Source organism: uncultured Halorubrum sp., assembly GCF_937146585.1.
In the GTDB taxonomy this organism is placed as follows: domain Archaea; phylum Halobacteriota; class Halobacteria; order Halobacteriales; family Haloferacaceae; genus Halorubrum; species Halorubrum miltondacostae.
In genome coordinates, this window is sequence record NZ_CAKZRO010000052.1 from 37,397 (window position 1) to 62,503 (window position 25,107).

Here is a 25,107-nt window from a genome sequence, read left to right on the forward strand (position 1 = left end):
GACTCTCCCGACGGCTACGCCGCGTAGTCGCGCGCGAACTGCTCCGCGGCGGCGGCGATGGCGGCCCGCGCGCGCTCGACCCGCTCCCACGCGATCGTCTCGTCCGGGTAGTGCGCCTCGTCGATGGTGCCCGGCCCGAACAGCACCGCCGGGATCCCCGCCGCGACGAAGTGCCGCGAGTCGGCGCCGTACGTCGCGCCCCGCGGCTCGGCGTCCGGGAGGCCGGTCGCGGCGAGGCCGGCTCGGACCGCCTCGACGACCGGCTCGTCGGCGGCGATCGCCGCCGGCTCGAACTGGACGGAGAACCGCTCGAACCGCGGCGGGTGGTCGCGCAGCCAGGGGTCGGCGGCGGCGACCTCGCCCAGCCGCTCGCGGAACGCCGCCTCCACCTCCGCGACGGTCTCGCCCGGCGCGACGCCGATCCGGAACTCCGCCTCGAGCGTCGCCGGGACCGTCGACGCCCACGAGCCAGCCTCGACCCGGCCGCAGACGACCGGCCACGGCACCGCGAACGACTCGTACAGGGGGTGCGAGACCGACTCGCCGCGCTCCGACTCCAGGTCCGCGAACCCCTCGCGCACGGCCTCGAACCGCGGGAGCACGTCCTCGCCGCGCCAGCGCGTGGCCGCGTGGGCGCTCCGCCCGTCGATCTCCAGCCGGGCCATGAGCGAGCCCTCGCAGGCGACGACCGGGCGCAGCTCGGTCGGCTCCGCGACGATGGCCGCGTCGCGCTCGAAGGGATACGGGTTCGCGAACGCGGCGGTCGCCGCGCCGTAGCCGCCGTCCTCCTCGCCGGCGACCGCCTCGACGACGAGTCGAAGTCCGGACGGCGGCAGGTCGACGGCGCCGTCGGCGACTCCCTTGCGCAGGTCCACGGCGGCGGCGACGCAGGCCGCCAGTCCCGACTTCATGTCGGCCGCCCCCCGGGCGGTGAGCGTCTCGCCGCCCTCGCCGCGCTCGCCGCCGGCGTCCGCGGACCGGTCCGCGTCGTCGCGCCAGACCGGCTCGAAGGGATCGCTCGACCACTCGGTCGGCTCGGCGGGGACGACGTCGAGGTGGCCGTTCAACACGAGCGTGGGGGTCGGATCGCCGGCGGCAGAGCCGGGGGCGGATTCGGGGCCCGCGTCGCCACTGTCGCTCGCGGCGACGGCGTCGCCCGCGCCGCCCAGTTCGAGGACGCCGGCGACGCTGCGCCGCCCCTCGACGGCCGCCGCGTCGAGGTCGTCCGGGAAAGAGGGGTGGTCGGCGAGGACCGTCGGGTCCGCGTCCCAGGCGTACGTCTCGAAGCCCAGGTCGCCGAGTTGCTCCGCGACGAACGTGGCCACGGCCGCTTCCTCGCCGGCGGTCGAGCGGTGCCGGCAGAGGTCGGCGGCGAACGCCCGCATGTCGAACTCCATGTTCGCCGCGACGGCGGGACTCCGGAAACCGTTTCGGGTGGCGACGGCGGCGCCTCTCGCGGTTCTAAACGTTTATCCGTCGGCTACCCTTACAGCGATTCGTCTGGGCCGGTAGCTCAGTTAGGGAGAGCGTCCGGCTTTTAACCGGACGGTCGGGGGTTCGAATCCCTCCCGGCCCGCTGTACTGTCGCGAGCAATATCGCGAGCGGTAGTGCTGTGCTGGGGAGGGATTCGAAGAGACCGGTCGCGCGCAGTGAGCGAAGCGAACGAGCACGTCCGGGCGTGGTTCGAATCGCGTCGCACCCGACGGGTGCGACTGACCCACGCTCGCGTCGCTCGCGTGGATCCCTCCCGGCCGCGGCGCTCGCGGTCGCCGAAATGGGGAAAATCGTGTGCCGCGTCAGCCCGTTTCGCGCTTCGGCAAGTCGTTCAGTAGCCGAGCTGCTCGCGGACGAGGACGACCGTCGTCCGGCCCTCCTCGGTCTCGCGCCGGTAGACGAGCTGCTTCGCGATCGCGGACTCGGCGCCGTACGCCTCCTGCGCGCGCTCGTTCTCCAGCGGGTACGCGACCGACTCCAGCCGGTCGAAGGCGTCCGAGAGCGTCGGGACGACCTTGTTGGCCCCCGTGACGATGACGACGTTGCCCGCGGCGAACGGGTACGCGCCGATCCGGCTGCCGGAGAGGTCGGCGGCGACCAGCTCGCCGGTCTGCGCGACCGCGTTGATGCCGCCGAGGAAGTAGTCGGCCGTCTGCGACTCGCGGCGCGCGGTCTGCCGCTCCGCGTCGTCGTCGATGCTCCAGATCTGGTCCGGCAGGCTCTCCCAGTCGTGGTCGCCCTCGCTCAGGAACTCGTCGAACCCGATCTCTTCGAGCGTCGTCGAGTGCCCGTTCATCACCGAGACCCCGTCGGGGATCTGGGACTTCACGGCCGTCAGCGCCTCGTCGGCGTCGTCGACGACGATCACGTCGAAGCCGCGCTCCTCCAAGTTCGCGACCGTCTCCTCGACGGTCTCGTCGTCGGGGAGCCGGTCCAGTTCGGCGTCGATCTCGGCGTCGTCTGCGTAGTCGGCTTTCTGCTGTGGCATGGTGAACGTGAGAACCTCGTCGTTTATCTGAGGGTCGAGAGCCACTTAACCGCTCGCGGACACCGCCGTCCGGTGGTTACGCGGGTGTTACCGTCGTGTCGCGCGAGCCGAATGTGTGGCTCGATACCGTTGATCGCGGCCGCTCAGCGAGCGCGTCGCTCTCCGGTCGAGTCCGTGAATAAAAATCGCGTGTCGTCGTGGCCCGAAGGGGCGCGCGACGGTCGATCGGGAGACGGTTCCGGGGTCGGGGAGCGTGGAGGTGTGAAGGCGTTAGCCGAACTTCACACTTCGCGGGTCGCGTGCGCTCACGGGGCGACGCGCCCCGTTCGCTTCGAGGTTCTTTCAGAACCTCGCTTACATCGCGCCGCCCATGCCGCCCATGCCGCCCATGCCGCCGCCCATGCCGCCGGGCGCGCCGCCGGGGCCGCCCTCGTCGCCGCCGTCGTCGGTGCCGCCGCCCTTGAGGTCGCCGGCCGCGATGACGTCGTCGATGCGGAGGATCATGACGGCCGCCTCGGTGGCGGACTCGATGGCCTGGGTCTTGACGCGGAGCGGCTCCACGACGCCCTCGGCCTCCATGTCGATCACGTCGCCCGTGTAGGCGTCGAGACCGGCGCCGAACTCGCCGCCGTCGTGGCGGGAGCGGAGGTCGACCAGCGAGTCGATGGGGTCGAGACCCGCGTTCTCGGCGAGGGTGCGCGGGACGACTTCCAGCGCGTCGGCGAACGCCTCGACGGCGAGCTGCTCGCGGCCGCCGACGGAGTCGGCGAAGTCGCGGAGCTGTAGCGCGAGCTCGGCCTCGGGCGCGCCGCCGCCGGGCAGGACCTGCCCGTCGAGCAGCGTCGTGCGGACGACGCCGAGCGAGTCGTCGATGGCGCGCTCGACCTCGTCGACGACGTGCTCGGTGCCGCCGCGGAGGATGAGCGTGACGGACTTCGCCTCTTCGACGTCCTCGACGAAGATGCGCTCGTCGCCGCCGATGTCCTTCTGGGCGACGGAGCCGGCGAAGCCGAGGTCGTCCGACTCGATGTCGTCGAGGTTGGAGACGACGCGGCCGCCGGTCGCGCGGGCGAGGCGATTCAGGTCACCGGACTTCGCGCGGCGGACGGCGAGGATGCCCTCCTGCGCGAGGTAGTGCTGGGCCATGTCGTCGATGCCGTCACCGACGAAGACGACGTCGGCGCCGATGTCGACGAGGTGGTCGACCATCTCGCGGAGCTGCTCCTCCTCCTGGTCGAGGAACTGCTGGAGCTGGTCGGGGTCGGTGACGTTGACCTCGGCGTCGATCTCCGTCTCCTTCACTTCGATGGCGCCGTCGAACAGCGCGACGTCGGCGTCCTCGACCGCGAAGGGCATGTTCTCGTCGACGCGCTCCTTGTCGACGATGACGCCCTCGACGAGCTCGGACTCGTCGATGGAGCTGCCGACGACCTTCTCGACGGAGACGTTCTCCGTGTCGATGCCGTCGTCGTCCTGGACCGCGAGGACGGCGTCGACGACGAGCTCGGCGAGGAGGTCCTTGGAGTTCTCCGCGCCCTTGCCCGTCATCGCCGTCTCGGCGATCTCGACGAGCGTGTCGCGGTCGTCCGCGGAGACCTCGATGGCCTCCTCGTCGAGGATCTCCTTGGCCTTCTCGGCGGCCTGACGGTACCCCTGCGCGAGGGTCGTCGCGTGGATGTCCTGGTCGAGGAGCTCCTCGGCCTGATCGAGGAGCTCACCGGCGACCACGACCGCGGAGGTGGTGCCGTCGCCGACCTCCTCCTCCTGCGTCTCGGAGACCTCGACGATCATGTTGGCCGCCGGGTGATCGATGTCCATCTCCTTCAGGATGGTGACGCCGTCGTTCGTGACGACGACGGACCCGCCGGAGTCGACGAGCATCTTGTCCATCCCTTTCGGGCCGAGCGTGGTGCGGACGGACTCCGCGACCGCCTTGCCGGCCGTGATGTTCATGTTCTGCGCGTCCTTTCCGGAGGTACGCTGCGACTCTTCAGAAAGTACGATCATGGGCTGATTGCCCATCCGCTGACGCTGTGACATTACAGCCATTGATTGATTGTGATTCTATATAAACCCTTCGCTCGTATCGTGCGGAACCGCAACACGGTGGGGGAGTATCGGCCGGTATGCGGTGCGTTCACACGGGTCTTTATATAGAACACCAGATCAACTGCTGGACGCGCATTGTTTATAAACGGACCGCGGTGGCGCGTGCCGACGAACGCCCGGAGGGCGTGAGTCGCACGCGCGAGGGAGTCGCTGGCTCCCGGAGCGAAGCGGAGGGTGCCAGCGACGAGGCTGGGGAGGTGTGAGGCTGCGGTTGCTGTGCGGTCGGGGTGGGGCTCAAAGGGGCAGCCGCGAGGACGCCGTAGGCGACGCAAGCACCACAGCGAAGGAGCGGTAGCGACTGAGCGAGGAGCGCAGCGAGCGTACGGCGTCCTCGCGGCTGGGGCTTTGCAGGTAGTCACCGTCGATCTGTGGTCAGCTGTTTATAAGCCAGCGGCTGAGGCTTTGACAGTACTCACGACACCGCTGGTAACAACACTTCATAAACAAACAGCGACGGCGACGCCGAAAGTGATAACGGATCCTGCTTACTGCGGCGCGTTGAAGCTCACGTCGTCGTCGAGCTCGTTCGACATGCGCTCCAGGTACGAGTACACCGCGCCGTGCGGGGCGCCGTCGAGCAGCATCCCGACGGCCCGGCGAACGACCTCAAGCTCCTCGGGCTGGCCCACCGCGCCCACGGTGGACCCGTAGACGACGACGTTCGCGCCCGACAGCTCCTCGATGAGCTCGCGCGTGCGACCGTTTTCGCCGATGATCCGGCCCTTCTTGCGCTGGAGGTCGTTGTCGTTGCGGGTGTGTTCCGACAGGTCGACTAAGTCGAGCGTCCGGAGGTCGTGGTCGAGGATCGACAGCGCCGTCTCCGGCTTGAAGCCGCGGCCGATCGCCTTGATCACGTCCGGGGCCACCATCGCCGCCACGGGGTCGTCGCGCTCCTCGATGGCGACGCTCCCCGACTCCGAGTCGATGTCCAGCCGCACGTTCGCCCGCTCTTCGATCTCCCGCATCGTCTCGCCGCCGGCGCCGATGACGACGCCGATCCGGTCCTGCGGAACCGTCACGTGTTGCATATCACGGAGTACCCGGCGGAGCCTTTTAAGCGTGTTCCGCGGCGGTCGCCGCGTGACGGGTTCTCGGACCGCCTGCGGACGAAATCGGCGCCACTCACTCGTCCGACTCGGGGCTCGACGGGGATCCCGGACCCGTCTCCGGCTCCCCGCTCGGGTCGGCCTCGGGCTCCGTCACGTACGTGCGGAGGTCGTCGGGGTCGACGTCGATCCCCTGTCGGGTGAAGAAGGTCGCCACGTTCTCGCAGTCGCGGTCGAGGAACTCGCCGGCGTTCGGGTGGTGGATCGTCACCGCCTGCCCCATGTCGATGATCACCAGTTCGCCGTCGTGGATGATCATGTTGTACTCGGAGAGGTCGCCGTGGATCAGGCCGGCCCCGTAGAGCCGGCGCATGTACTCGCGGACGACCTCGTAGGCGGTCTCGGGGTTCTCGACGTCGACCTCGCTCAGCCGCCGGGCGCGCTCCTCGGCGTGGCCGACGAGCTCCATCACGAGGACGTTCCGCTGGACCGCGATCGGTTCGGGGACGCGCACGCCGGCCGTCCGCGCGCGTTCGAGGTTCGCGAACTCCTTGCGGGTCCACGCCAGCACGACCGCCTTCTTGTCGCTCGCGATGCCGTCGAATCGCGGGTCCCCCTCCAGGTACTCGCGCATCTGCCGGAAGTTCGAGGAGTTGATCCGGTACACCTTCACCGCGACCTCGCGCTCGGGCGTGACCCCCTCGGGACCGCCGCCCGCCGCCTTCGAGCCCGGTTCCGGTCGCTCGCCGGCCTGCCCCCCGAGCGCCTCGAAGACGCTCGCCTCCTTCCCGGTCGACACCGGCCCGCCGAAGGCGTCGACGTAGCCGTCCTGGACCAGCTTGTACACCGCGGCGAGCGTGGCGTCGTCGAACACCGACTCCTGGAGTTTGAACTGCTCGGTGTCTTTGATCCGCTTGCGGAACTCGTCGAACTCGCGGTCCTGCCGCCGGGCGATCCGGTCGGCCTCGGTGTCGGAGACGTCGAGTTTCTCCCACTCGTCGCCGGGCTGGTCCGCCGGTTCGAGCAGGCCGAAGTCCTCGCTCATTCGTCCCGGGGTTCGACGCCGCGAGGGATAAGCGAGGGGGTCCGCGGGCCGTCCGGGCGACCCGGGAGCGCGGCCGCGACCGGCCGTCACAGCACGTCGAGCGCGTCCGCGACCGGCATGTGACCGTCGCGGACGGCCTCGAGGATCGTCCGCCGCTCCTCGGTCTCGGGGTCGGTCGCGTCCGCGTCGTCGTCGTCACCGACCTCAGAGAGCGTCACCTTCTCCGTCTCGCCGACGAACTCGGGGAAGTCGGTGCCGTCGGCGAGCGCTTTCTCCTTCTTCACGCGGTACGACCCGGCGTCGGTGGTGTAGAGGTCGCCGGGGTGGAAGAAGTACCAGTCCTCGCGGTCGAACCGCACCGCGATGCGCGCCTTCGCGCCGAAGTTCCGCGCGAAGAACAGCAGCGCCTCCACCTCCTCGCCGGTGAGGTAGATGGGGTCGCCCGCGCTGGACTTCGCCTCGATGGCGTAGAACGTCTCGCCGTCGCCGGCGAGCACGTCGGGGAGCTCGCGCTCGGTCGCGGAGCCGCTGGCCGGCGCGCGCATCACGGCGAACCCCGCCTCGTCCAAGGCGTTCACCAGCTCGCGCTCGCGGCGGTCTCCCTTCCGGTTAGCGGACACGGTCGTCGTCACCCGGTTCGGTCATGGCCGTCGTAGACGGGAGCCGGGCAAAAGCCCGGCGGGTCGCGGGGCGCGTGCGCCGCTCCGGTCCGAGCGCTCGTCACCCGCGCAGCCGCCACCACAGCGACCGGATCTTGTACCCGAGCGACCCGCGCTCGTACCCGTTCCAGCCGCTCATCCCGCCGGCGAGCGTCGACGCCTCGTAACCCGCCTCGTCGAGCACCCGGGTCGCGCGCTTGGCGACGATCCCCATCTTACAGACGGTGACGACCTCGCGGTCGTCGGGGATCTCGTCGAGGCGTCGCCGCAGCGCGGCCTCGTCGCCGCCGCGGAGGTCGTCGTACACCGGCACGTTCCGGCTCCCCTCGATCGCGCCGCCGTCGTAGTTCGACTCGGGGCGGATGTCCAGCAGGAGCGGCTCGTCGTCGGTTCCGAGGCGCTCGTCGAGTTCGGCCGGGAGAATGCGACTCATCGACGGAGGCGCTCCGCGTGCTCGACGACGACGCGGCCCAGCCGCTCGGTGCGGTCGCGGAGGTCCGCGTCGGTGATCCGCGGTCCGCCGTCCGGTCCGGTGCCGCCCGCGGTCCCGCCCGTCTCGACGACCGACGCGGCGCCCCGGATCCCGACCTCGTGGGGGACCGTCCACGCGTGGACGTTCCGGAACGTCGAGCGGAGGTGTTCGAGCGTCCCGCCGTAGGAGCCGCCGCCGGCGGTCGCGAGCAGCCCGACGGCGGTGTCCGCGTACTCGTCGGAGCCGCAGAAGTCGTGGAAGTTCTTGAACGTCGACGAGTAGGAGCCGCGGTAGACGGGCGTGCCGGCGAGGACGCCGTCGGCCTCGCGGACGCGGCGCTTCAGCGCCTCGCTGTCGCCCTGCGCGCCCTCGTCCGGGTGGTAGAGGGGGAGGTCGACGGTGGCCAAGTCGATCAGGTCGGTCTCCGCGCCGGCGTCGGCCGCGGCGTCGAGCGCGACGCGGAGCGCGGCCCGCGTGGTGCTGTCCGCGCTCCGACTGCCGGAGACGGCGGCGATTCGGGTCATACGTCGGGTTCGACTGCCGGCCACTAAAACGCGGGCGGTCCGCGGCGACCGCCGCCGGTCTCCCGGTCGCACGCACGCTCGCAACCGTCGCGGCCGACACGGGGCATTATTGTCCCCGCCGCCGACGTGGCTCCCATGGACCAGATTGCCTTCGGCACGGACGGGTGGCGCGCGACTCTGGACACGTTCACCGACGAGCGCGTGCGGATCGTGGGGCAGGCGGTCGCCGACCACCTGAAGGCGGCGGGCCGCGACGGCCCGGTCGCGGTGGGGTACGACGCCCGCGAGACATCGGAGGGGTTCGCCGAGAGCCTCGCCGAGGTGTTCGCCGGCAACGGCTTCGACGTGCTCCTCCCCGAGCGCGACGCGCCGACCCCGGTGATCGCCCACGCCATCGTCGACCGCGACCTCGCGGGCGCGTGTATGGTCACCGCCTCGCACAACCCGCCCGAGTACAACGGCGTGAAGTTCATCCCCCACGACGGCGCGCCCGCGCTGCCCGACGTCACCGAGGACGTCGTCGACCGGCTCGCGGAGCCGGACCTGCTCCCCGGGGGCGAGCGCGGCGACGTCTCCCGGGTCGACCTCGTGAGCGACCACGCCGACGCCGCCCGCCGGGTCGTCGGCGAGGTCGTCGGGGGCGGGGACGGCGGACCGGACCTCTCCGGGCTCACCGTGGCGTACGACGCGATGCACGGGAGCGGGCGCGGCGTCACGGACGCGCTCCTCGAGTCGGCCGGCGCGGAGGTCGTCCGGCTGCGCTGCGAGCGCGACGTGACCTTCGGCGGCGACTCCCCGGAGCCGTCGGCCGAGCACCTCGGCGCGCTGGCCGACCGCGTCACCGACCCCGACAGCGACGTCGACCTCGGGGTCGCGAACGACGGCGACGCCGACCGGATCGCGGTCGTCACGCCCGAGCGCGGCGTCCTCGACGCCAACCTCTTCTACGCCGCCTGCTACGACCGGCTCCTCGAGGCCGACTCGGGCCCGGCGGTCCGCACCGTCTCCACGACGTTCCTCGTCGACCGCATCGCGGAGGCGCACGGCGAGGCGGTGTACGAGACCCCGGTCGGGTTCAAGTGGGTCGCCGAGGCGATGGGCGAGCACGACGCGCTGTTCGGCGGCGAGGAGTCCGGCGGGTTCACGCTCCGCGGCCACGTCCGGGAGAAGGACGGCGTGTTGATGGCGCTGCTCGCGGCCGCGACCAACGCCGCCGAGCCGTTCGACGCGCGCGTCGACCGCCTGCTCGACGAGCACGGCCGCATCGCGGCCGGGAAGGTGTCGCTCGACTGCCCCGACGACCGGAAAGAAGGGGTCCTCGACGAGCTGGAGGACCACATCCCGGGGTCGGTCGACGGGCACGAGGTGGCGAAGGTCGTCACGCTCGACGGGTTCAAACTCCTCTTGGAGAACGGCTCGTGGCTGCTCGTCCGCCCCTCGGGCACCGAGCCGAAGCTGCGAGTGTACGCCGAGGCCGACTCCGAGGACGCCGTCGACGACCTGCTCGCGGCGGGCCGCGACCTCGTCGAGCCGCTGGTCTGAGGGCGGTCGCCGAGCTCGACGGTCCGCAGGCCCGCGCCCCGGCCGCGCGACTTTCAGTTCCGCCTTGCGTTCGGCTCGTCTATTTATGAATTAACTCCGTATCGTCGTGTACCGCCTGACGCGGCCGAGGACACAGATGATCGACGAGCCACTGCCAGCGCCGGAGCACAGCGACGCCGAACCGACGCCGCCCGCGGAGACTGTCGGCGGCGACGCGCCGGACCCGATGAACGCGTCGAGCCGGGCCGCCGAACCGCCGCCCGATCCCGACGACGGGCGGGCCCGCGACCGCGACGACGGAGACCGCGGTCCCGACGGCGACGGTGACCACTGCCCCGACGACGGGGAGACCCGTGACCGCGAGCGCGAGCCGGCGGACGACGGCGCGGATCCGGACGCGAGCGACCGCGACGCCGACGAGCCGGAGACCCTCGAATACCGGCTCGAACGGCTCCGACTGCTGCGAGCCGTGGTGACGCTCGCGGTCGTCGTCGCCCGCCTCATCCGGTCGCTTTGAGCGTTTCCGTGCCGACCCGATCGGGTGTCTTTTTAGGGGATACCGCCCTAGCCGAACGTATATGTTCAAGGCCATCGTGGGCGCGTCGACGTTTCAGGACGCGCTCGATTCGGTGAGCGTGTTGGTCGACGAGTGTAAGATCCGCCTGAACGAGGAGGAGCTCTCCATCCGCGCCGTCGACCCCGCCAACGTCGGCATGGTCGACCTCACCCTGGAGGCCGCCGCGTTCGAGTCCTACGAGGCCGACGGCGGCGTCATCGGCGTCAACCTCGCCCGGCTCGAGGACATCGCCGGCATGGCCAACTCCGGCGACCTGATCCACCTCGAACTCGACGAGGAGACCCGCAAGCTCCACATCGAGATCGACGGGCTCTCGTACACGCTCGCGCTCATCGACCCCGACTCGATCCGGCAGGAGCCGGACATCCCGGACCTCGATCTCGCCTCCGAGATCGTCGTCGAGGGCGCGCAGCTCGACCGCGGGATCAAGGCCGCGGACATGGTCTCCGACCACATCCGCCTCCGCGTCGACGAGACCGACGAGGCGTTCTTCATCGAGGCCGAGGGCGACACCGACGACGTCAACCTCAAGCTCGACCGCGAGGACCTCATCGCGCTCACCGCCGGCCCCGCCGACTCGCTGTTCAGCCTCGACTACCTGAAGGACATGAACAAGGCGATCCCCTCCGACGCCGAGGTCACCGTCGAGCTCGGCGAGGAGTTCCCGGTCAAGCTCCACTACGGCTTCGCCGAGGGGCTCGGGAACGTGACGTTCATGCTCGCACCCCGTATTCAGAGCGACTGAGGGCCTGAAGCGGCGGTTTTCGAGATCGAACCGAGCTCGTTTTCGCCCCCTTACTCCGCCGCGACGACCGGGATCGACACCGTCACGCGCGTCCCGCGCGGCGCCCGCTCGGCGTACGTCACGTCGGCGCCGACCGCGGCGGCACCCCACGCGACGACCCACAGCCCCAGCCCCGAGCCGTGTTCGAGGGCGGTCTCGCGACCCGACTCGACCGCCTCGACCTCGTGTTCCGGGATCCCGGGACCGTCGTCCGCGACGGTGAGGACGAACCGCGCGTCGCGGCCGGAGTCGCTCTCGTCGCTCCCGTCACCGCCGTCGCGATCCCCCTCCAGCCGGAGCGCGGCTCGCACCCACGCGCCGCCGTCGTCGCGCTCGGTCCCCTCGCCGTCGTGGTGGTCGAGCGCGTTCTCCACGGTGTTCTCGACGACCGCGCGGAGCGCGTCCGCCCGGACCCGCGTGACCCACGCGTCGGCGTCCCGGGCCCCGTCGGTCGTCCCCTCGTCGGCGGCGGTCGCCGCCCCGCCGTCGGCGGTCGTCGGCTCGGTGGCCGTCGTCTCGGCGTCGGCGGTCGTCGGCTCGCCCCCGATCGCGAGTTCGATCGTCGCGTCCCCGTCGCGCTCGCGGGCGTCCGCGACGACCGAGTCGAGGAGTTCGCGGACGTCCGTCGCCGCCGGCTCGCGGTCGGTGAGGAGCCGCTCGACGGTCCCGGCCTTCTCGCCGAGCGCGGCCAGCGCGCCGGCGCGGCGCTCGACCGCGTCGGCCATCTGGACGAACTCCGGGTCGTCGAGCCGGTCGCGGAGGATCTCGCCGTACCCGTGGACGACGCCCGCGTCGTTGCGGAGGTTGTGCCGCAGGATGCGGTTGAGCACCTCGAGCTGCTGCCGCCGCCGCTCGCGCTCGGTGACGTCGGAGAGGACGAGCGTGTACCCGACGTGGGTCCCGTTGGGGTCGGTGAGCCGGGAGACCGACACCGCGTACGTGCGGGGCCGGGCCGCGTCGGCGACGTCGATCTCGACCGTCTCGCGGGAAACGCTCTCGTCAGGGCCGGCGTCGCCGTCCGACGCCCGCGTCTCCCCCTCGTCGACTCCGACCGGCAGGTCGAGGAAGTCGGCGAGCGGCCGGTCGCGAGCGGTCTCTGCGCCGACGCCCAACACCGCCTCGGCCGCGGGGTTGAGCCGGACGACGCGGTGGTCCAGCCCGAGCGCGACGATGGGGTCCCGCAGGTCGTCGATGGCGGTGCGCTCGGCGGCGCGGCTGGTCGTCGGGTTCCGTTCGAACATCTCCGCGCGGTTGAACGCGTACGCGTCGAGGAGGACGTGCGGGACGAACATGATCGGCGCGAGCTGGAGCTGCGGGACCGGACCGAGCGACAGCGCCCACGCGACCAGGGCGAACCCCGGCGGAATGGGGCTCAGCGCGACCGCGGCGCTCTCCCGGCGGTAGAGGGGCCCGTAGCTCAGGAGGGTGTCGACGAGGAGGAACACCGCGCTGGCCACGAGGACGGTCTCCGCGGCGACGGTGAGGTACGCCCACGGCCCGAGCGCGTAGGAGACGGTCTCGACGCCGAAGGCCGGGTCGGGTCCGAAGTCGGTCCAGAAGGCGCCGTGGAGAGAGTTCGTGACCAGCAGAGCCGTCGAGAGGAGGCCGAACCCGACGATCGTCGCGAACAGGCGGCTCCGGACGACGTCGCTCCGGCCGGTGTACTCCAAGGCGAAGCCGAGGAAGGTCACGCCGGTCCAGATGATACCGAGCCACGTCGCCGTTTCGAGCAGGGCACGGAGGGCCGGGTCGGCCACGAGCAGCCCGGTCCCGTAGGCGAAACACCACGTCGCCTGCGCGGCGAACACGCCGAGGAACCAGTCGACGCCGGGGCGACCGCGGTGTTCGCGGATCGCCCACGCGAGCACGAGCGCCCCCGCCCCGCCCGCGAGCGAGCCGACGGCGGGCCACGCGGGGACGAGGTCGAGGGCCATTCGTGGAGGTACGACGGCGACGGCGGGGGTAAAACTGTCGTGGGGCGACGGAGCGCCGCTCGGCACCGGCTCCGACCCGTCACTCGTCCCGACGGCGGAACGCGGCGGCCACGGGCACGAGGAGGAGCGCGCCGATCAGGAACGGCGACGCGACGGCGACGGTGTAGAGGACGGCCATCAGCGGGGGCCCGACGGTCCGGCCGAGGCTCGACGCGCCCTGCGTCACGCCGAAGGCCGCGCCCTGTGCCGCGTCGTCGGCGGACGAGGAGACGAGCGTCGCCAGCGAGACGTTGACGAGGGCGTTCCCGAGCGAGAGCGCCGCGAGCGCGGCGAGCAGCGCGACCAGCGAGAGCGTGAGCCACTCCGGGCCGCCGAGGGCGGCGTCGGCGGCGACGCGGTCGACGAGGCCCGTCGCGGGGATGGCGGCGAGCCCCCCGGCGAGGACGACCGACCCGGCGGCGACGAGCGTCCGGGAAGAGACGACCCGGGAGAGCCGCCCGACGAGGACGCCCTGGTTCACCGCGCCGAGGACGCCGACGTAGGTGAGCAGCAGCGCCGCGGCCGTCGCGTCGTAGCCGAACGCGTCCGCGACGTACGGGATGAACATCACCTGAACGCCCGCGAACGCGACGGCGACGACGAAGTACGCGACGGTCAGCGGGCGGAGCGCCGCGGAGGCGAGCGCGTCGCGGAACTGACCGATCGCCGTCGTCCGCCGGCCGCCGCCCTCGGCCGCCGACCGCGTCCGCGTCGGCTCTTGGAGGAAGGCGAACCCGACCGTGACCGCGAGGAAGCTCATCCCCGCCGCCGCGAAGCTCGGCAGGGAGTACGCCGTCGCCGGGACGAACGCCGGGAGGAGCGCGTCGGCGCGGGCGACGACGGCGTCGGCGGCGAGGAGGCCGCCGATCGCCGGCCCGAAGACGAACCCGAGCCCGAACGCGGCGCCGACGAGTCCGAGCGCCCCGGCCCGGCGGTCGACGGGGGTGATGTCCGCGACGTACGCCTGCGCGGCGGCGATGTTCCCGCCCATCGCGCCCGCGAGCGTCCGGGAGGCGAACAGCGTCGCCAGCGCCGCGGCGGAGCCGAAGCGCGCCCCCGCCGCCCCGGCGTAGCCGAACGTCACCCACGCCGCGCCGGCGGCCGCGAGCGACGCGAGGAGGACGGGGCGACGGCCGATCCGGTCGGAGAGTCGGCCGAGCGTGGGCGCGGCGAGGAACTGCGCGAGCGAGTACGACGCCGCGAGCAGGCCGATGTAGGCGTCGCTGACGCCGAATGACCTGACGTAGAAGGGGAGGATCGGGATCACGATCCCGAAGCCGACGAGGTCGATGAACACGACGCCGATCACGACCGCCAGCGCGCGGCGCGGGTTGTCGACGGCCGGGGGGCGCTCGGCGTCGGCCGGTGAGGCGGCGTCCGCGGCCTCGTCGTCGGGCCCCGACGCGGCTCCGGCCTCCGGGTGTGTCACGGTGGAGAGAGACCCCCCAGAGAGTTAAGTTGGCGCTCGGGTGCGTCGCGAGGGGCTACTGTGGCGCGCCGAGCGGGTCGGGGCTCCGAGCGAGCCGGGGCTACAGGTGTCGCTCGATGACGCGCTTCGCGGCCTGCCCCTTCTCCTTCCAGCCGTACCCCTCGTCGTACACGTGGCGCTTGGCGTCGACGAGCTCCCCCGGCGTCGACTCCTCGAAGCCGCCGCGGTCCCACGCGCCCGACTCGTGGAGCCACTCGATCACGTTCTCGCGCGTCTCGGGCCACGAGAGGCCGACCATCTCGTACCACGCCACCATCGCGAACACCGCGTTGTCGTGACAGCCCGGAACGGAGCCGTGCTCGTAGACGGTGCGCATCGGGTCGCGGGTGGGCTCGGAGACGCGCTCCTTGAACTCCGCGGCGGTGAGCAGGCGGAGCCGGTCCCCGTCCTCGACGACGCGCTGGTCGCGGCGGAGCGCGCCGAGCGCGGCCTTGTGGAGCCCGCCCCACTGCGCCGGGACCGCGTCCCGCAGCGCCGCCTCCGGCAGGCCGTCGGGCTCCGCGGACAGCACCGACAGGAGGTCGGTGTACGCCTTCTCGACGGTCGGCCAGCTCACGCCCTCGAAGTCGCAGTCGGCGTCGTGAAGGCTGTTCGTCGTCCGACAGCCGGGACACGGATAACGGAACGTCGGCACGAGGCGACGGTTCGACGCCGCGGGAGTTAGGGGTTTCGCGACGACGGTCACGGACGTTGCTGCGGTTCCGAAACGTTTACTCACCGCCCGGTCGCGGATCCAGACGTATGACAAAGGTCAGCGTTATCGGTGCGGCGGGGACCGTCGGAGCCGCGGCCGGCTACAACCTCGCGCTGCGCGACGTGGTCGACGAGCTCGTCTTCGTCGACATCCCGGACCAGCGCGAGACGACGATCGGACAGGCCGCGGACGCGAACCACGGCGTCGCGTACGACTCGAACACGACCGTCCGGCAGGGCGAGTACGAGGACACCGCCGGCTCGGACGTCGTCGTCATCACGGCCGGCATCCCGCGCAAGGAGGGACAGACGCGGATCGACCTCGCCGGCGACAACGCGCCGATCATGGAGGACATCGGCGCCTCGATCGCCGAGCACAACGACGACTTCGTCACCGTCACCACCTCGAACCCGGTCGACCTGCTCAACCGCCACCTCTACGAGGCGGGCGACCGCGACCGCCACAAGGTGATCGGCTTCGGCGGCCGACTCGACTCCGCGCGCTTCCGCTACGTCCTCTCCGAGCGCTTCGACGCGCCCGTCCGGAACGTCGAGGCGACGATCCTCGGCGAGCACGGCGACGCGCAGGCGCCCGTCTTCTCGAAGGTGCGCGTCGACGGCCGCGACCCGACGTTCGACGCCGACGAGAAAGAGCAGATCCTCGCGGACCTCCAAGAGTCCGCGATGGACGTGATCAGCCGGAAGGGCGCGACGCAGTGGGGGCCGGCGACGGGCGTCGCCCACACCGTCGAGGCGATCCTCGAGGACACCGGCGAGGTGCTCCCCTGCTCCGTCGTGCTCGACGGCGAGTACGGCTACGACGACACCGCGCTCGGCGTGCCGGCGAAGCTCGGCTCGAACGGCGTCGAGGAGGTCGTCGAGTGGGACCTCGACGAGTACGAGGCCGACCTGCTCGACGAGGCCGCCGAGAAGCTCTCCGAGCAGTACGAGAAGATCGCGTAGGACCGCGGCCGCCGTCACCACCGTCTTTTTACCACTTCCCGCGCTCGTCAGGGCATGAATCGCGCCGAGGTCGACACCGACGACCTGCTGAAGGTCGTGTTGCTGCTCGTCGTCGCGTGGCTTCTCCTGGAGATCGTCGAGACGGCCCTCGACATCGCCTCGTGGCTCCTCGACGCCCTCCCGACGCTGATCGGGGTCGCGCTCGTCGTCGTGATCGCCTTACACCTCACCGACCGGATCTGAGGCGGACCGCGACGTGTTCAGCCTCAACGTGCCGCTTCCGCCGACGATCGACCGTCTCGCGAGCGATCTCCACCCGAAACTGTCGGGCTTCGACCGGGTCCGCGACCGCCACACGCTCGTCTGTAAGCGGTTCGGCGTCGACGACGTCCGAAGCGAGGAGCGTGCGGAGGACGGCGAGCACGGAAGAGACGGCGACACCGGGAGAGACGGCGAGCGCGGAGCGTCTCGGGCGGCCCCGTCCCGACAGCGGGCGCTCGACCGCCTGCGCGACCGCCTCCGTCGGCCGCTCGGGCCCGCCGACCCCTTCGAGGTGACCGTGACCGGCGTCGACGTCTTCGACGCGCCGCGGTCGGGGTCGCGCCCGGTCGTGTACCTCGCGGTCGAGAGCGGCGGGCTCGACCGGCTCCACCGGCGGCTCTGCGCGGCGTTCGGTGCGGTCGAGGGCATCGAGGGCGACGACTACGTGCCGCACGTGACGCTGGCGCGCGGCGGCAACCCCGAACCGGGCGCGGTCGCCGACCTCGTCGGCGCCGCGTTCGACCCGATCCGGTGGCGCGTCCACGCGCTCGACGTGTGGGACCCGGAGTACCGCGAAGTGGCGGCGACGGTCGAGCTGTGAGCGGCCGGCGGCCACCGCCGAGACCCGCGCCCGGCGACGGAGCGGTCACGCCTCCGGGCGACGGACGCCGCGCAGACAGAGGAACACCGGTTCGCCGGCGGTCCGGTCGTACTCCTCCGGCGCGGCCTCGCGGAACGCCTCGGTCGGTCGGGGCTCCCGGAGGGCGTCGAGCCGGAATCCGGCGTCGAGCAGGGTGCCGACCATCTCGTCGAGCGGTCGCCTGTACAGCGCGGGGCCGACGTCGAACTCCGCCTCTCGGGGCTCGACGTCGAAGTAGTTCGACGCCGCCTCCCGGTTGACTTCCGAAGCGGGGTGACCGACGGAGGCGACGAGGAAGCCGCCCGGGCGAAGCACGCGGGCGAACTCCTCGAAGGGGTCGCGCCAGTCCTCGACGTAGTCGAGCACGCCCGAGCAGACGACGCCGTCGAAGGCGTCTGCGTCGGCGAACGCCAGGGGTTCGGCGACGTCCGCGCAGTGGACCGACGCGTCGTCGCCGAGGCGGGCGCGCGCCTGCTCGACCATCGCCTCACTGACGTCGCAGCCGACGACCGCGGCCCCCCGATCGCCGAGCCACTCGGCGTACCGACCCGCGCCGCAGCCGGCGTCCAAGACCCGCAGGCCGTCGACGTCGGGGATCAGCGCGGTCGTCGCGGGGAACTCGTGGTGCGCGTTGTGCGGCTGCGTCTCCGCGACGGACTCGTACTCGTCGGCTATCGCGTCGTACGCGTCGGCTATCGCGTCGCGCGACGGCATCGAGCGGTGTCTCGGCGTCGACGGTAAAATGGGTTCGGGCCGAACGGTCGGCGGTCGGCGAGGGCGCATCGCGTCGCCCGCCGCTCGACCGGAGCGGCGCCGGCTACGGATCGTCGGCGAGGCCCGGTTCCGCGACCGCGTGGTGCGGTCCCACCGGTCCGTGCGTCGGACAGACGCCGGCGATGGGCGTCGCGTTGAGACAACAGGCCCGCCGTTCGCTCGCGATGACGCCCCGCGAGAGCGGCTCCCCGCATCGGGCGCAGTACGTCTCGGCGTCGGCCATCCCTCAGCGCTCGCGGATCCGCATCGGCACCGGGTGGTTCGGGTGCATGGTGAGCGAGCCGCGCAGCGAGAGGTCCGGCCCCTCGTAGCCGAGCTCGTACCGCGAGCAGATCTCGGCGAGGATGATCTTCGCCTCCAGCAGTGAGAACGCCTTGCCGATACAGTGGCGCGGGCCGCCGCCGAAGGGGAAGAAGGCGAACCGGGGGCGCTCGCTCCGGCGCTGGGGGGCCCAGCGGTCCGGATCGAACGTGTCGGGATTGTCGTACCACCGCTCGGACCGGTGGACGACCCACTGCGACACCATCAGCGCGGACCCCTCGGGGATCCGGTACCCCCCCAGTTTCACGTCGAGCTTCGGCTCGCGGAACAGGGTGTAGACGGGCGGGTAGAGGCGCATCGACTCGTTGAGCACGCGCTCGGTGTACGCCATGTCGCGGACGTCGGCCGCGGTCGGCGGGCCGTCGGCGGTCGCCGCCTCGGCCTCGCGCTCGACCTCGCGGCGGGCCTCGGGGTGGTTCGAGAGCAGGTAGAACGTGTACGTCAGCGCGAGCGCGGTCGTGTCGTGGCCGGCGAGCAGCATCGTCACCAGCTCGTCGCGGAGGTTCTCGTCGGTCTGCTCGCCGCGGTCGCGGGCGCGCAGGAGGACGGAGAGCAGGTCCATCGGCAGGTCGCCGTCGCCGTCGCCCGCGGGGCCGGGCACCGCGACGCCCTCCGAGCCGGCGGGGTCGACGCTCGGGTCGCGCTCGGTCCCCCGGCGGCGGTCGACGATCCCGTCGATCACCGACTCGAGGGTGTCGATCGCGGCGTCGAACTCGCGGTTCTCGCGGGTCGGCACCCAGTTCGGGATCAGGAACCGCCGCGGATCGGGCTCGAAGCGCGCGCCGAGCGGCTCCAGGTTCTCCTGGACGGTCTTCACCTCCTCGTCGGTGATGTCGGCCCCGAACATCGCCGAGACGATGATCTTCACCGTGAGGCGGGCGACCTCGAGCTGGATGTCGACGACCTCGCCGTCGCGCCAGTCGGCGAGCTGCGACTCGGTGTGCTCGACCATCGTCCCGTCGAGCGCGCCGATCCGGCGGTTGTGGAACGAGGGGTTCGCGAGCTTGCGCTGGCGCTGCCACGTGTCGCCGTCGCTCATGAGGAGGCCGTCGCCGAGCAGCGTGTCCATCGCGTCGTCGCCGAACTGGGGTTTCCGGTAGCGTTCGGCGTCGGCGACGAGCACGCGCTCGATGTCGGCGGGGTTCGTGAGCAGGTACGTCTCGCGGGGACCGAGGTCGAGCCGCACCACGTCGCCGTAGCTGTCGGCGCAGGCGCGCAGGAAGTCGAAGGGGTCGTCGGCGAACTGGCGACCGTTGCCGAAGAGCGGGTCGCCGAGCGGTCCGGGCGGCGTAACGGACATACGAATTCTGGGGGTCGAGCGAGGTTAAACGTTCGGCGGGACCGGAAGAACGAGCGAGCGGAAACTGACGGGAGCCGGGGCAGGAGGAGGTGTGGGTCGGGGTCGGAAAGAGGTGTGAGCGGGGCGGGAAGGGGACCGGAACCGGGCCGGAAAGAGGAGTAGAGCGACGTTACCGAGCGTCGAGCTGTTCGACCCGTGCGATCAGCTCGTCGACGGCCGCCTCCTGGTCGTCGGTGGCGTCGACGATGCGGTCGGTCGCGTCCTCGGTGCGGTCGGAGCGCTCGCGGACCGCCTCCAGCGACGAGGTGAGCTCCTCGACGGTCGCGGCCTGGTCGTCGGTGGTGCGCGCGACCTCCGCGACGCCCGCGGCCGCCTCGTCGACCGCGTCGGCGATCTCCTCGAGCGAGTCGAGGACCGTCTCGATCTCGGTCCCGGCGTCCTCGATCCGGTCGTGCGAGCGCTCGACGGCGGTCGTGGTCTCCGCGGACTGCGCCTGGAGCTTGTCGAGGCTCTCCGTGATCTCCTCGGTGTAGCCGCGGGTCTCGTCGGCGAGCTTCTTCACTTCCTCGGCGACGACCGCGAAGCCGTCGCCGCCCTCGCCGGCGCGGGCGGCCTCGATGTTGGCGTTGAGCGCGAGGAGGTTGGTCTGCTCGGCCACGTCGGAGATGACCTCGATGACCTCCTCGATGTCGTCCATGCGCTCGGAGAGCGCGCCGACGCTCTCGACCAGCTCGTCGCCGATCTCGACGACGTCCTCGGTCGCCTCGCGGGCGTCCTCGCTGGCGTCTAACCCCTCGTCCGCGGCGTCGGCGGCCGCGACCGCGGCGGTGTCGACCTCGTCGGCCGTCGCGGCGACCTCCTCCATCCCGGCGGAGAACGACTGCATCTCCGAGACGCTCTCCTCTAAGAGATCGTTCTGTTCGTCGACGTTCTCGGCGATGTCGGCGGCCGCGGCGCTCGCCTCCTCGACCGTCTCGTCGAGGTCGCGCGCCTTCTCGTGGACGCCGGAGGAGAGCTGGTCGAGGTTGTCGGCCATCCGATTGACGACGTCGATCACCCGGACCAGCTCCGTGTCGAGGTGTTCGAAGGCGTCGCGCCGAGCGACCCGGGCGTCGAGGTTCCCCTCGCCGATCGCCTCGGCGGTCTCCCTGACCTCGGTGACCAGCTCGCTCGTCGCGTCCCGCTCGTTGACCGTCTCCGTCCGGTCGACGACGACCTCGACGACGCCGACGAGCCCGCCGTCGTCGCCGTACAGCGCGGTCGCCGTGAACTCGATGTGCCGCTCCTCGCCGTGGCGGTCGACCATCGTGCTGGAGTCGCGGTAGCGGTCTCGCGCGGAGTCGCACGGCTCGACGCCGTACGCCTCGTCGGCCGTCGCGGGCGCGTCGAGCACCTTGTCCGCGAGCGTGTCGGCCCGGCGACCGTCGGGGTAGAACAGCTCGGAGACGTGGCCGTGGCCGATCGCCTCGTCGCGGTCGACGCCCGTGAGCGACGCGATCGACTCGTTCCACTCGGCGACGTTGCCCTCGGCGTCGAGGATGAACGTCGGGATGCTCGTCGCGTCGAACACCTGTTCGAAGCCGGCGGCGGCGAGGGTCCCCGCGCGGTCGACCCCCGCCGCCTCGGTCACCGCGTGCGCTTCGCGGTCCTCGTCGCCGTCGGTCGGTCCGGCGGCGTCGACCCCGTCCTCGACGACGACTCCCCCGTCGGGAACCGACCGGGAGTCACCCTCTCTTCCGAGCACGCGCCGTAACAGCCCTCGAACTCCCGTCATTTCTGTGTCCCTCTATCCCAAGGAGCGGGATAAACCGTTCTCCCCGTGCCTCAGGTTTGATAACTATCCGGTTCGGGAAGCGACAGTTCGGGCCGCGACATGCCTCGACTCGGGCCCGCAGCGTTCAATGGCGTCGGGCGGCTACGGCGATCCGAGACCGATGGACGCCGACGCGGTCCGCGAGCGGGCCCGAGACCTCCCGACGGAGCCGGGGGTCTACCAGTTCCGGGCGGGCGAGACGACGCTGTACGTCGGGAAGGCGCTCGACCTCCGCGATCGAGTGCGGTCGTACGCGGACCCGCGCTCGGGCCGGATCCGGGGGATGGTCGAGCGCGCCGATCGGATCGAGTTCGCGGTCACCGACACGGAGACGCAGGCGCTGCTCCTCGAGGCGAACCTGATCAAGCGGCTCCGCCCGCGGTACAACGTCCGGCTGAAGGACGACAAGTCGTACCCGCTCGTCGCCTTCTCCGACCACGAGGTGCCGCGGATCGAGGTGACCCGCGACCCCGAGGCGGGCGCGGTCGCGTACGGGCCGTTCACCGACGTGGGGCGCGTCGAGACCGTGGTGAAGGCGGTCCGCGACGAGTACCGGCTGCGCGGCTGTTCGGACCACAAGTACGACGGCCGCGACCGCCCCTGCCTCGACTACGAGATGGGGATCTGTTCGGCGCCGTGTACCGGCGAGATAACCCCCGAGGCGTACGCAGAGGACGTGGCCGCCGCGCGGCGCTTCTTCGAGGGCGAGACGGGCGCCCTCGCCGACCCCCTGCGACGCCGCATGGAGGCCGCGGCCGAGGCGAACGAGTTCGAGCGCGCGGCGAACCTCCGGGACCGGCTGGAGGCGGTCGAGGCGTTCCACGGCGAGGGCGGCGAGGCCGTCAGCGACCGGAGCGACGACCGCACCGTCGACGTGCTGGCGGCCGCGGTCGAGGGCGACACCGCCCGGGTGGCCCGGCTCCACAGCGAGCGCGGGCAGCTGGTCGACCGGAGCCGCCACCAGTTGGACGCGGCGGCGGTCGAGGACGAACGCGGGACCGACGGCGCGGACCCCGACGCCAACACGCCCGCCGCCGTCCTCGCCGCCTTCCTCGCGCAGTACTACGCCGAGCGGGAGTTTCCGGACGCCGTGCTCCTCGCCGAACAACCCGCCGACCGCGACGTGGTCGACTGGCTGGAGCGCGAGGGGGTCGCGGTCCGGGTCCCGGGCGCGGGCCGCGAGGCGAAGCTCGTCGAGCTCGCGCTGAAGAACGCCCGGAAGCGCGGCGGCCGCGACGACCCCGCGGGCGCGCTCGGCGACCGGCTCGGGATCGCCCGCCCCGACCGGATCGAGGGGTTCGACGTGAGCCACGCGCAGGGCACCGCCGTCGTCGGCTCCGACGTGTGCTTCGTCGACGGGAGCGCGGAGACGGCCGACTACCGCCGGAAGAAGCTCACCGAGCGCAACGACGACTACGCGAACATGCGCGAGCTGATCCGGTGGCGCGCCGAGCGCGCGCTCGCCGGCGAGGACGACCGCCCCGACCCCGACCTCCTGCTCATCGACGGGGGCGAGGGACAGCTGGGGGCCGCGCGCGACGCCCTCGCGGAGACCGGGTGGGACGTGCCCGTCGTCGCGCTCGCGAAGGCGGAGGAGCTGGTCGTCACCCCGACCGGGACCCGGCGCTGGGACGACGACGCCGCGGAGCTCCACCTGCTCCAGCGCGTGCGCGACGAGGCGCACCGCTTCGCCGTCTCCTACCACCAGACCGTCCGCGACGAGGTGAAGACGGTCCTCGACGACGTGCCGGGAGTCGGGCCCGAGACGCGCCGCCGCCTCCTCCGGCGGTTCGGCTCGGTCGAGAACGTCCGCGACGCCTCCCGCGACGACCTCGTCGACGTCGACGGCGTGGGCGACGCGACGGCCGACACGCTCCGGGAGCGGCTGTGACCGGGAGCGGGTCGGCGCCCCGCGTGGCGGCCGTCGTCACGCGGACTCGACGGCGCGCTCGACGACCGCCGCCTCGGCCTTCCGGAGGAGTTCGCCGGCCGTGCTCGTCGCGCAGTCGAGCGCGGCCGCCACGTCCGCGACGGTCCCCTCGCGCGGGACCTCGTAGTATCCCGTCGAGACCGCCGTCTCCAGCGCCGCTCGCTGTCGGTCGGTCAGCCGCGACGGAGACGGTCGTCGCTCGAACTCGTGGACCCGCTCGATGGTGAGGTCGGCGAGGGTCCCGAGGTCGTCGTGGAACTCGCTGAGCGCCGCCGTCGCGCCCACCGCCTCGAACCGGACGTCGCCCGGCTCGCGGAAGACGACCGGCGGGAGGAAGATGACCCGCGACGCCGCGACGGTGTCGAGGAGCGCCGCCGGGAACTCGTAGGCGTCCTGCCGGAGGAAGGCGTAGGTCCCGTCGGCGTCGCTCAAGAGGCTGCTCGCGACCAATGAGTCGAGCGCGTCGAGGGCGGCCGCCGTCGCGTCGCGGTCGCCGTCGAACCAGAGCAGCGTCGTCGCGTCCGCCGTCGGGCTCCACATCAGCAGCTCCGCGCGACGGACCGGCGAGTCGCCGACGATCACGTCGTGTAGCGGGTGGCGGAGCCGCTCCGGGTAGGCGGCCGAGAACCTGATCCGTTTCATTGGGCGGTCGCTCGACGTTCGAGCGTGCCGCACATCAATCCGCGTGGTTCGGGACCGCTCGCGGGAGGGACGCGAGGCGGGCTCGGAGGGGAGGGCCGAGCGGGTCAGCGGGGACCTAACGGCGTCCCGGGGGAGGCCGAGCGGGTCAGCGGGGACGCGACAGCGCCTCGGGGACGGCTCGGAGGAGCGTCCCGAGGTGGTCTGCGCCGTCGAGGACACGGAGTTCGGCGGTCGGAAGCGCCTCGGTCAGCCGTTCCGCCCCGGCGATCGGGACGTTGGCGTCGGCGGTCCCGTGCCACAGGCGCACCGGGGGGTCGACCGCGTCCAAGTCGATCCCCCAGTCGTCTGCGGCGTCGCGGAACTCGGTGACAGCACCGCTCCGGTGGCGCTCGAACGCCGCGAGGAAGTCTTCCTTCACGACGGTCGCGGCGTCCTCGGGGACGGCGTCGGGGTCCTCGGCGTACTGCGCCACCACGAACGACGAGTCCGCGCGCGACGCGACCCACGCCTGCCCGCGGAACAGCGCCCCGAGGAGCGACGGCGTCGCGGCCGCGAGGCCGGACAGGAGCCGCTGGACCGCGGGCGTGTCGCCGCCGAACGACGGCGGCGTCGCGCCGGCGACGAGGTCGACGCCGGTGACCCGGTCGCCCAGCGACGCGGCCGTCGCGAGGGCGTGGGGCGCGCCGCCGGAGAACGCGACGAGGGCCGCGCGCTCGACACCGAGGTCGTCCAAGACGGGTCGCACGGACGCCGCGGCGTCGCCGACGGTCCGGTCCGGCTCCGGCGACGAGCGCCCGTAGCCGGGCCTGTCGGGCGCGACGACGCGGACGTCGTTCGCTCGCGCCGCCGGTTCGAGGAGCGCCCCCAGCCGGCGGGACCCGGGCGTCCCGTGGAAGAAGACCACCGGGTCGCCGTCGGGGGCCCCGTACGTCGCGTACGCGATCCGGCGACCGTCGGCCGAGCGCGCGACGCTCGGCGCCTGACGCGCCGGCGTCCGGCGCTCCGAGGTCGAATCCGGTCGCGCGGAGTCGGTGGTGGCCATCACCTGTGCGTAGGCCGGCGCGAGT

The 25,107-nt window shown here is 72.1% G+C and carries 24 protein-coding genes and 1 tRNA gene; 8 read left to right on the plus strand and 17 right to left on the minus strand.

The window, feature by feature from the left end; genetic code table 11:
* Positions 1-14: 14 nt before the first annotated feature.
* Complete coding sequence (locus Q0116_RS04785) at positions 15-1,397, minus strand: M20/M25/M40 family metallo-hydrolase (protein WP_297886014.1); 1,383 nt, start codon at positions 1,395-1,397, stop codon at positions 15-17.
* Between the two features lie 105 nt (positions 1,398-1,502).
* Between Q0116_RS04785 and Q0116_RS04790 the strand changes: the two genes are divergently transcribed.
* A tRNA-Lys gene (locus Q0116_RS04790) sits at positions 1,503-1,576 on the plus strand.
* Positions 1,577-1,826: 250 nt separating this feature from the next.
* On the opposite strand, the gene Q0116_RS04795 is transcribed toward Q0116_RS04790, so the two are convergent.
* From Q0116_RS04795 to Q0116_RS04825, 7 genes are all read right to left on the minus strand, one after another.
* Positions 1,827-2,483 (minus strand): lactate utilization protein, encoded by a 657-nt coding sequence (locus Q0116_RS04795; protein ID WP_297886016.1) that lies wholly within the window; start codon positions 2,481-2,483, stop codon positions 1,827-1,829.
* Positions 2,484-2,837: 354 nt separating this feature from the next.
* A complete protein-coding gene (gene thsA / locus Q0116_RS04800; protein ID WP_297886091.1) occupies positions 2,838-4,490 on the minus strand; it encodes a thermosome subunit alpha in 1,653 nt (550 codons plus the stop codon).
* A gap of 587 nt (positions 4,491-5,077) precedes the next feature.
* Positions 5,078-5,620 carry a KH domain-containing protein gene (locus Q0116_RS04805; protein WP_006114650.1) on the minus strand — a complete coding sequence of 181 codons (543 nt, stop codon included), beginning with the start codon at positions 5,618-5,620 and terminating at the stop codon, positions 5,078-5,080.
* Positions 5,621-5,714: 94 nt separating this feature from the next.
* Complete coding sequence (gene rio1 / locus Q0116_RS04810) at positions 5,715-6,683, minus strand: serine/threonine-protein kinase Rio1 (protein ID WP_297886022.1); 969 nt, start codon at positions 6,681-6,683, stop codon at positions 5,715-5,717.
* A gap of 86 nt (positions 6,684-6,769) precedes the next feature.
* Positions 6,770-7,315, minus strand: a complete 546-nt coding sequence (gene hjc / locus Q0116_RS04815) for a Holliday junction resolvase Hjc (protein ID WP_308214392.1) — start codon at positions 7,313-7,315, stop codon at positions 6,770-6,772.
* 88 nt (positions 7,316-7,403) lie between these two features.
* Positions 7,404-7,775 carry a rhodanese-like domain-containing protein gene (locus Q0116_RS04820; RefSeq protein ID WP_297886025.1) on the minus strand — a complete coding sequence of 124 codons (372 nt, stop codon included), beginning with the start codon at positions 7,773-7,775 and terminating at the stop codon, positions 7,404-7,406.
* Positions 7,772-8,338, minus strand: a complete 567-nt coding sequence (locus Q0116_RS04825) for an NADPH-dependent FMN reductase (RefSeq protein ID WP_297886027.1) — start codon at positions 8,336-8,338, stop codon at positions 7,772-7,774. The genes Q0116_RS04820 and Q0116_RS04825 overlap by 4 nt, the downstream gene beginning before the upstream one ends.
* A 135-nt stretch (positions 8,339-8,473) precedes the next feature.
* On the opposite strand from Q0116_RS04825, the gene Q0116_RS04830 reads away from it, so the two are divergent.
* From Q0116_RS04830 to Q0116_RS04840, 3 genes are all read left to right on the plus strand, one after another.
* Positions 8,474-9,880, plus strand: a complete 1,407-nt coding sequence (locus Q0116_RS04830; RefSeq protein WP_297886029.1) for a phosphoglucomutase/phosphomannomutase family protein — start codon at positions 8,474-8,476, stop codon at positions 9,878-9,880.
* A 136-nt stretch (positions 9,881-10,016) separates the two neighbouring features.
* On the plus strand, positions 10,017-10,397 hold the full coding sequence (locus Q0116_RS04835; protein ID WP_297886031.1) for a hypothetical protein: 381 nt from the start codon (positions 10,017-10,019) through the stop codon (positions 10,395-10,397).
* A 61-nt stretch (positions 10,398-10,458) separates the two neighbouring features.
* The gene (locus Q0116_RS04840) at positions 10,459-11,202 is read left to right on the plus strand and encodes a DNA polymerase sliding clamp (protein ID WP_006114658.1); all 744 of its coding nucleotides are present in this window, start codon (positions 10,459-10,461) and stop codon (positions 11,200-11,202) included.
* 50 nt (positions 11,203-11,252) lie between these two features.
* Here Q0116_RS04840 and Q0116_RS04845 read toward each other — a convergent pair whose 3' ends face one another.
* The 3 genes from Q0116_RS04845 to Q0116_RS04855 all read right to left on the minus strand — a co-directional run bounded on the left by Q0116_RS04845 (position 11,253) and on the right by Q0116_RS04855 (position 15,337).
* Entirely contained in the window at positions 11,253-13,175 is a 1,923-nt protein-coding gene (locus Q0116_RS04845; RefSeq protein WP_297886034.1) for a histidine kinase N-terminal 7TM domain-containing protein, read from the minus strand.
* 79 nt (positions 13,176-13,254) lie between these two features.
* Entirely contained in the window at positions 13,255-14,643 is a 1,389-nt protein-coding gene (locus tag Q0116_RS04850) for an MFS transporter (RefSeq protein ID WP_297886036.1), read from the minus strand.
* A 100-nt stretch (positions 14,644-14,743) separates the two neighbouring features.
* Positions 14,744-15,337 carry a hypothetical protein gene (locus tag Q0116_RS04855; protein ID WP_297886038.1) on the minus strand — a complete coding sequence of 198 codons (594 nt, stop codon included), beginning with the start codon at positions 15,335-15,337 and terminating at the stop codon, positions 14,744-14,746.
* Positions 15,338-15,444: 107 nt separating this feature from the next.
* Between Q0116_RS04855 and mdh the strand changes: the two genes are divergently transcribed.
* From mdh to Q0116_RS04870, 3 genes are read left to right on the plus strand one after another with little or no spacing between them, the layout of a single operon-like run.
* A complete protein-coding gene (gene mdh, locus Q0116_RS04860; RefSeq protein WP_297886040.1) occupies positions 15,445-16,359 on the plus strand; it encodes a malate dehydrogenase in 915 nt (304 codons plus the stop codon).
* Between the two features lie 54 nt (positions 16,360-16,413).
* Positions 16,414-16,602, plus strand: coding sequence for a hypothetical protein (locus tag Q0116_RS04865; RefSeq protein ID WP_297886041.1), 189 nt, complete (start codon positions 16,414-16,416; stop codon positions 16,600-16,602).
* A gap of 13 nt (positions 16,603-16,615) precedes the next feature.
* Entirely contained in the window at positions 16,616-17,221 is a 606-nt protein-coding gene (locus Q0116_RS04870; protein WP_297886042.1) for a 2'-5' RNA ligase family protein, read from the plus strand.
* A 45-nt stretch (positions 17,222-17,266) separates the two neighbouring features.
* On the opposite strand, the gene Q0116_RS04875 is transcribed toward Q0116_RS04870, so the two are convergent.
* The 4 genes from Q0116_RS04875 to Q0116_RS04890 form a co-directional block, all read right to left on the minus strand.
* Complete coding sequence (locus Q0116_RS04875; protein WP_297886044.1) at positions 17,267-17,974, minus strand: bifunctional 2-polyprenyl-6-hydroxyphenol methylase/3-demethylubiquinol 3-O-methyltransferase UbiG; 708 nt, start codon at positions 17,972-17,974, stop codon at positions 17,267-17,269.
* 103 nt (positions 17,975-18,077) lie between these two features.
* Positions 18,078-18,257 (minus strand): hypothetical protein, encoded by a 180-nt coding sequence (locus Q0116_RS04880; protein ID WP_297886046.1) that lies wholly within the window; start codon positions 18,255-18,257, stop codon positions 18,078-18,080.
* A 3-nt stretch (positions 18,258-18,260) separates the two neighbouring features.
* Positions 18,261-19,655, minus strand: coding sequence for a cytochrome P450 (locus Q0116_RS04885; RefSeq protein ID WP_297886048.1), 1,395 nt, complete (start codon positions 19,653-19,655; stop codon positions 18,261-18,263).
* Between the two features lie 169 nt (positions 19,656-19,824).
* A complete protein-coding gene (locus Q0116_RS04890; RefSeq protein WP_297886050.1) occupies positions 19,825-21,429 on the minus strand; it encodes a methyl-accepting chemotaxis protein in 1,605 nt (534 codons plus the stop codon).
* A gap of 160 nt (positions 21,430-21,589) precedes the next feature.
* Between Q0116_RS04890 and Q0116_RS04895 the strand changes: the two genes are divergently transcribed.
* Positions 21,590-23,359, plus strand: a complete 1,770-nt coding sequence (locus tag Q0116_RS04895) for an excinuclease ABC subunit C (protein ID WP_297886052.1) — start codon at positions 21,590-21,592, stop codon at positions 23,357-23,359.
* 36 nt (positions 23,360-23,395) lie between these two features.
* Here the strand turns inward: Q0116_RS04895 and Q0116_RS04900 are convergent, their stop codons facing one another.
* Both Q0116_RS04900 and Q0116_RS04905 read right to left on the minus strand, forming a co-directional pair.
* Positions 23,396-24,040, minus strand: a complete 645-nt coding sequence (locus Q0116_RS04900; RefSeq protein WP_297886053.1) for a helix-turn-helix domain-containing protein — start codon at positions 24,038-24,040, stop codon at positions 23,396-23,398.
* A gap of 145 nt (positions 24,041-24,185) precedes the next feature.
* Positions 24,186-25,082 (minus strand): alpha/beta fold hydrolase, encoded by an 897-nt coding sequence (locus tag Q0116_RS04905; RefSeq protein WP_297886054.1) that lies wholly within the window; start codon positions 25,080-25,082, stop codon positions 24,186-24,188.
* Positions 25,083-25,107 lie beyond the last annotated feature (25 nt).

Coding starts and splice junctions, on each gene's coding strand:
- Q0116_RS04785 (WP_297886014.1), bottom strand. CDS start 1,397: ATGGAGTTCGACATGCGGGCGTTCGCCGCCGACCTCTGCCGGCACCGC.
- Q0116_RS04795 (WP_297886016.1), bottom strand. CDS start 2,483: ATGCCACAGCAGAAAGCCGACTACGCAGACGACGCCGAGATCGACGCC.
- thsA (WP_297886091.1), bottom strand. CDS start 4,490: ATGATCGTACTTTCTGAAGAGTCGCAGCGTACCTCCGGAAAGGACGCG.
- Q0116_RS04805 (WP_006114650.1), bottom strand. CDS start 5,620: ATGCAACACGTGACGGTTCCGCAGGACCGGATCGGCGTCGTCATCGGC.
- rio1 (WP_297886022.1), bottom strand. CDS start 6,683: ATGAGCGAGGACTTCGGCCTGCTCGAACCGGCGGACCAGCCCGGCGAC.
- Q0116_RS04820 (WP_297886025.1), bottom strand. CDS start 7,775: ATGAGTCGCATTCTCCCGGCCGAACTCGACGAGCGCCTCGGAACCGAC.
- Q0116_RS04825 (WP_297886027.1), bottom strand. CDS start 8,338: ATGACCCGAATCGCCGCCGTCTCCGGCAGTCGGAGCGCGGACAGCACC.
- Q0116_RS04830 (WP_297886029.1), top strand. CDS start 8,474: ATGGACCAGATTGCCTTCGGCACGGACGGGTGGCGCGCGACTCTGGAC.
- Q0116_RS04835 (WP_297886031.1), top strand. CDS start 10,017: ATGATCGACGAGCCACTGCCAGCGCCGGAGCACAGCGACGCCGAACCG.
- Q0116_RS04840 (WP_006114658.1), top strand. CDS start 10,459: ATGTTCAAGGCCATCGTGGGCGCGTCGACGTTTCAGGACGCGCTCGAT.
- Q0116_RS04845 (WP_297886034.1), bottom strand. CDS start 13,175: ATGGCCCTCGACCTCGTCCCCGCGTGGCCCGCCGTCGGCTCGCTCGCG.
- mdh (WP_297886040.1), top strand. CDS start 15,445: ATGACAAAGGTCAGCGTTATCGGTGCGGCGGGGACCGTCGGAGCCGCG.
- Q0116_RS04865 (WP_297886041.1), top strand. CDS start 16,414: ATGAATCGCGCCGAGGTCGACACCGACGACCTGCTGAAGGTCGTGTTG.
- Q0116_RS04875 (WP_297886044.1), bottom strand. CDS start 17,974: ATGCCGTCGCGCGACGCGATAGCCGACGCGTACGACGCGATAGCCGAC.
- Q0116_RS04880 (WP_297886046.1), bottom strand. CDS start 18,257: ATGGCCGACGCCGAGACGTACTGCGCCCGATGCGGGGAGCCGCTCTCG.
- Q0116_RS04885 (WP_297886048.1), bottom strand. CDS start 19,655: ATGTCCGTTACGCCGCCCGGACCGCTCGGCGACCCGCTCTTCGGCAAC.
- Q0116_RS04890 (WP_297886050.1), bottom strand. CDS start 21,429: ATGACGGGAGTTCGAGGGCTGTTACGGCGCGTGCTCGGAAGAGAGGGT.
- Q0116_RS04895 (WP_297886052.1), top strand. CDS start 21,590: ATGGACGCCGACGCGGTCCGCGAGCGGGCCCGAGACCTCCCGACGGAG.
- Q0116_RS04900 (WP_297886053.1), bottom strand. CDS start 24,040: ATGAAACGGATCAGGTTCTCGGCCGCCTACCCGGAGCGGCTCCGCCAC.
- Q0116_RS04905 (WP_297886054.1), bottom strand. CDS start 25,082: ATGGCCACCACCGACTCCGCGCGACCGGATTCGACCTCGGAGCGCCGG.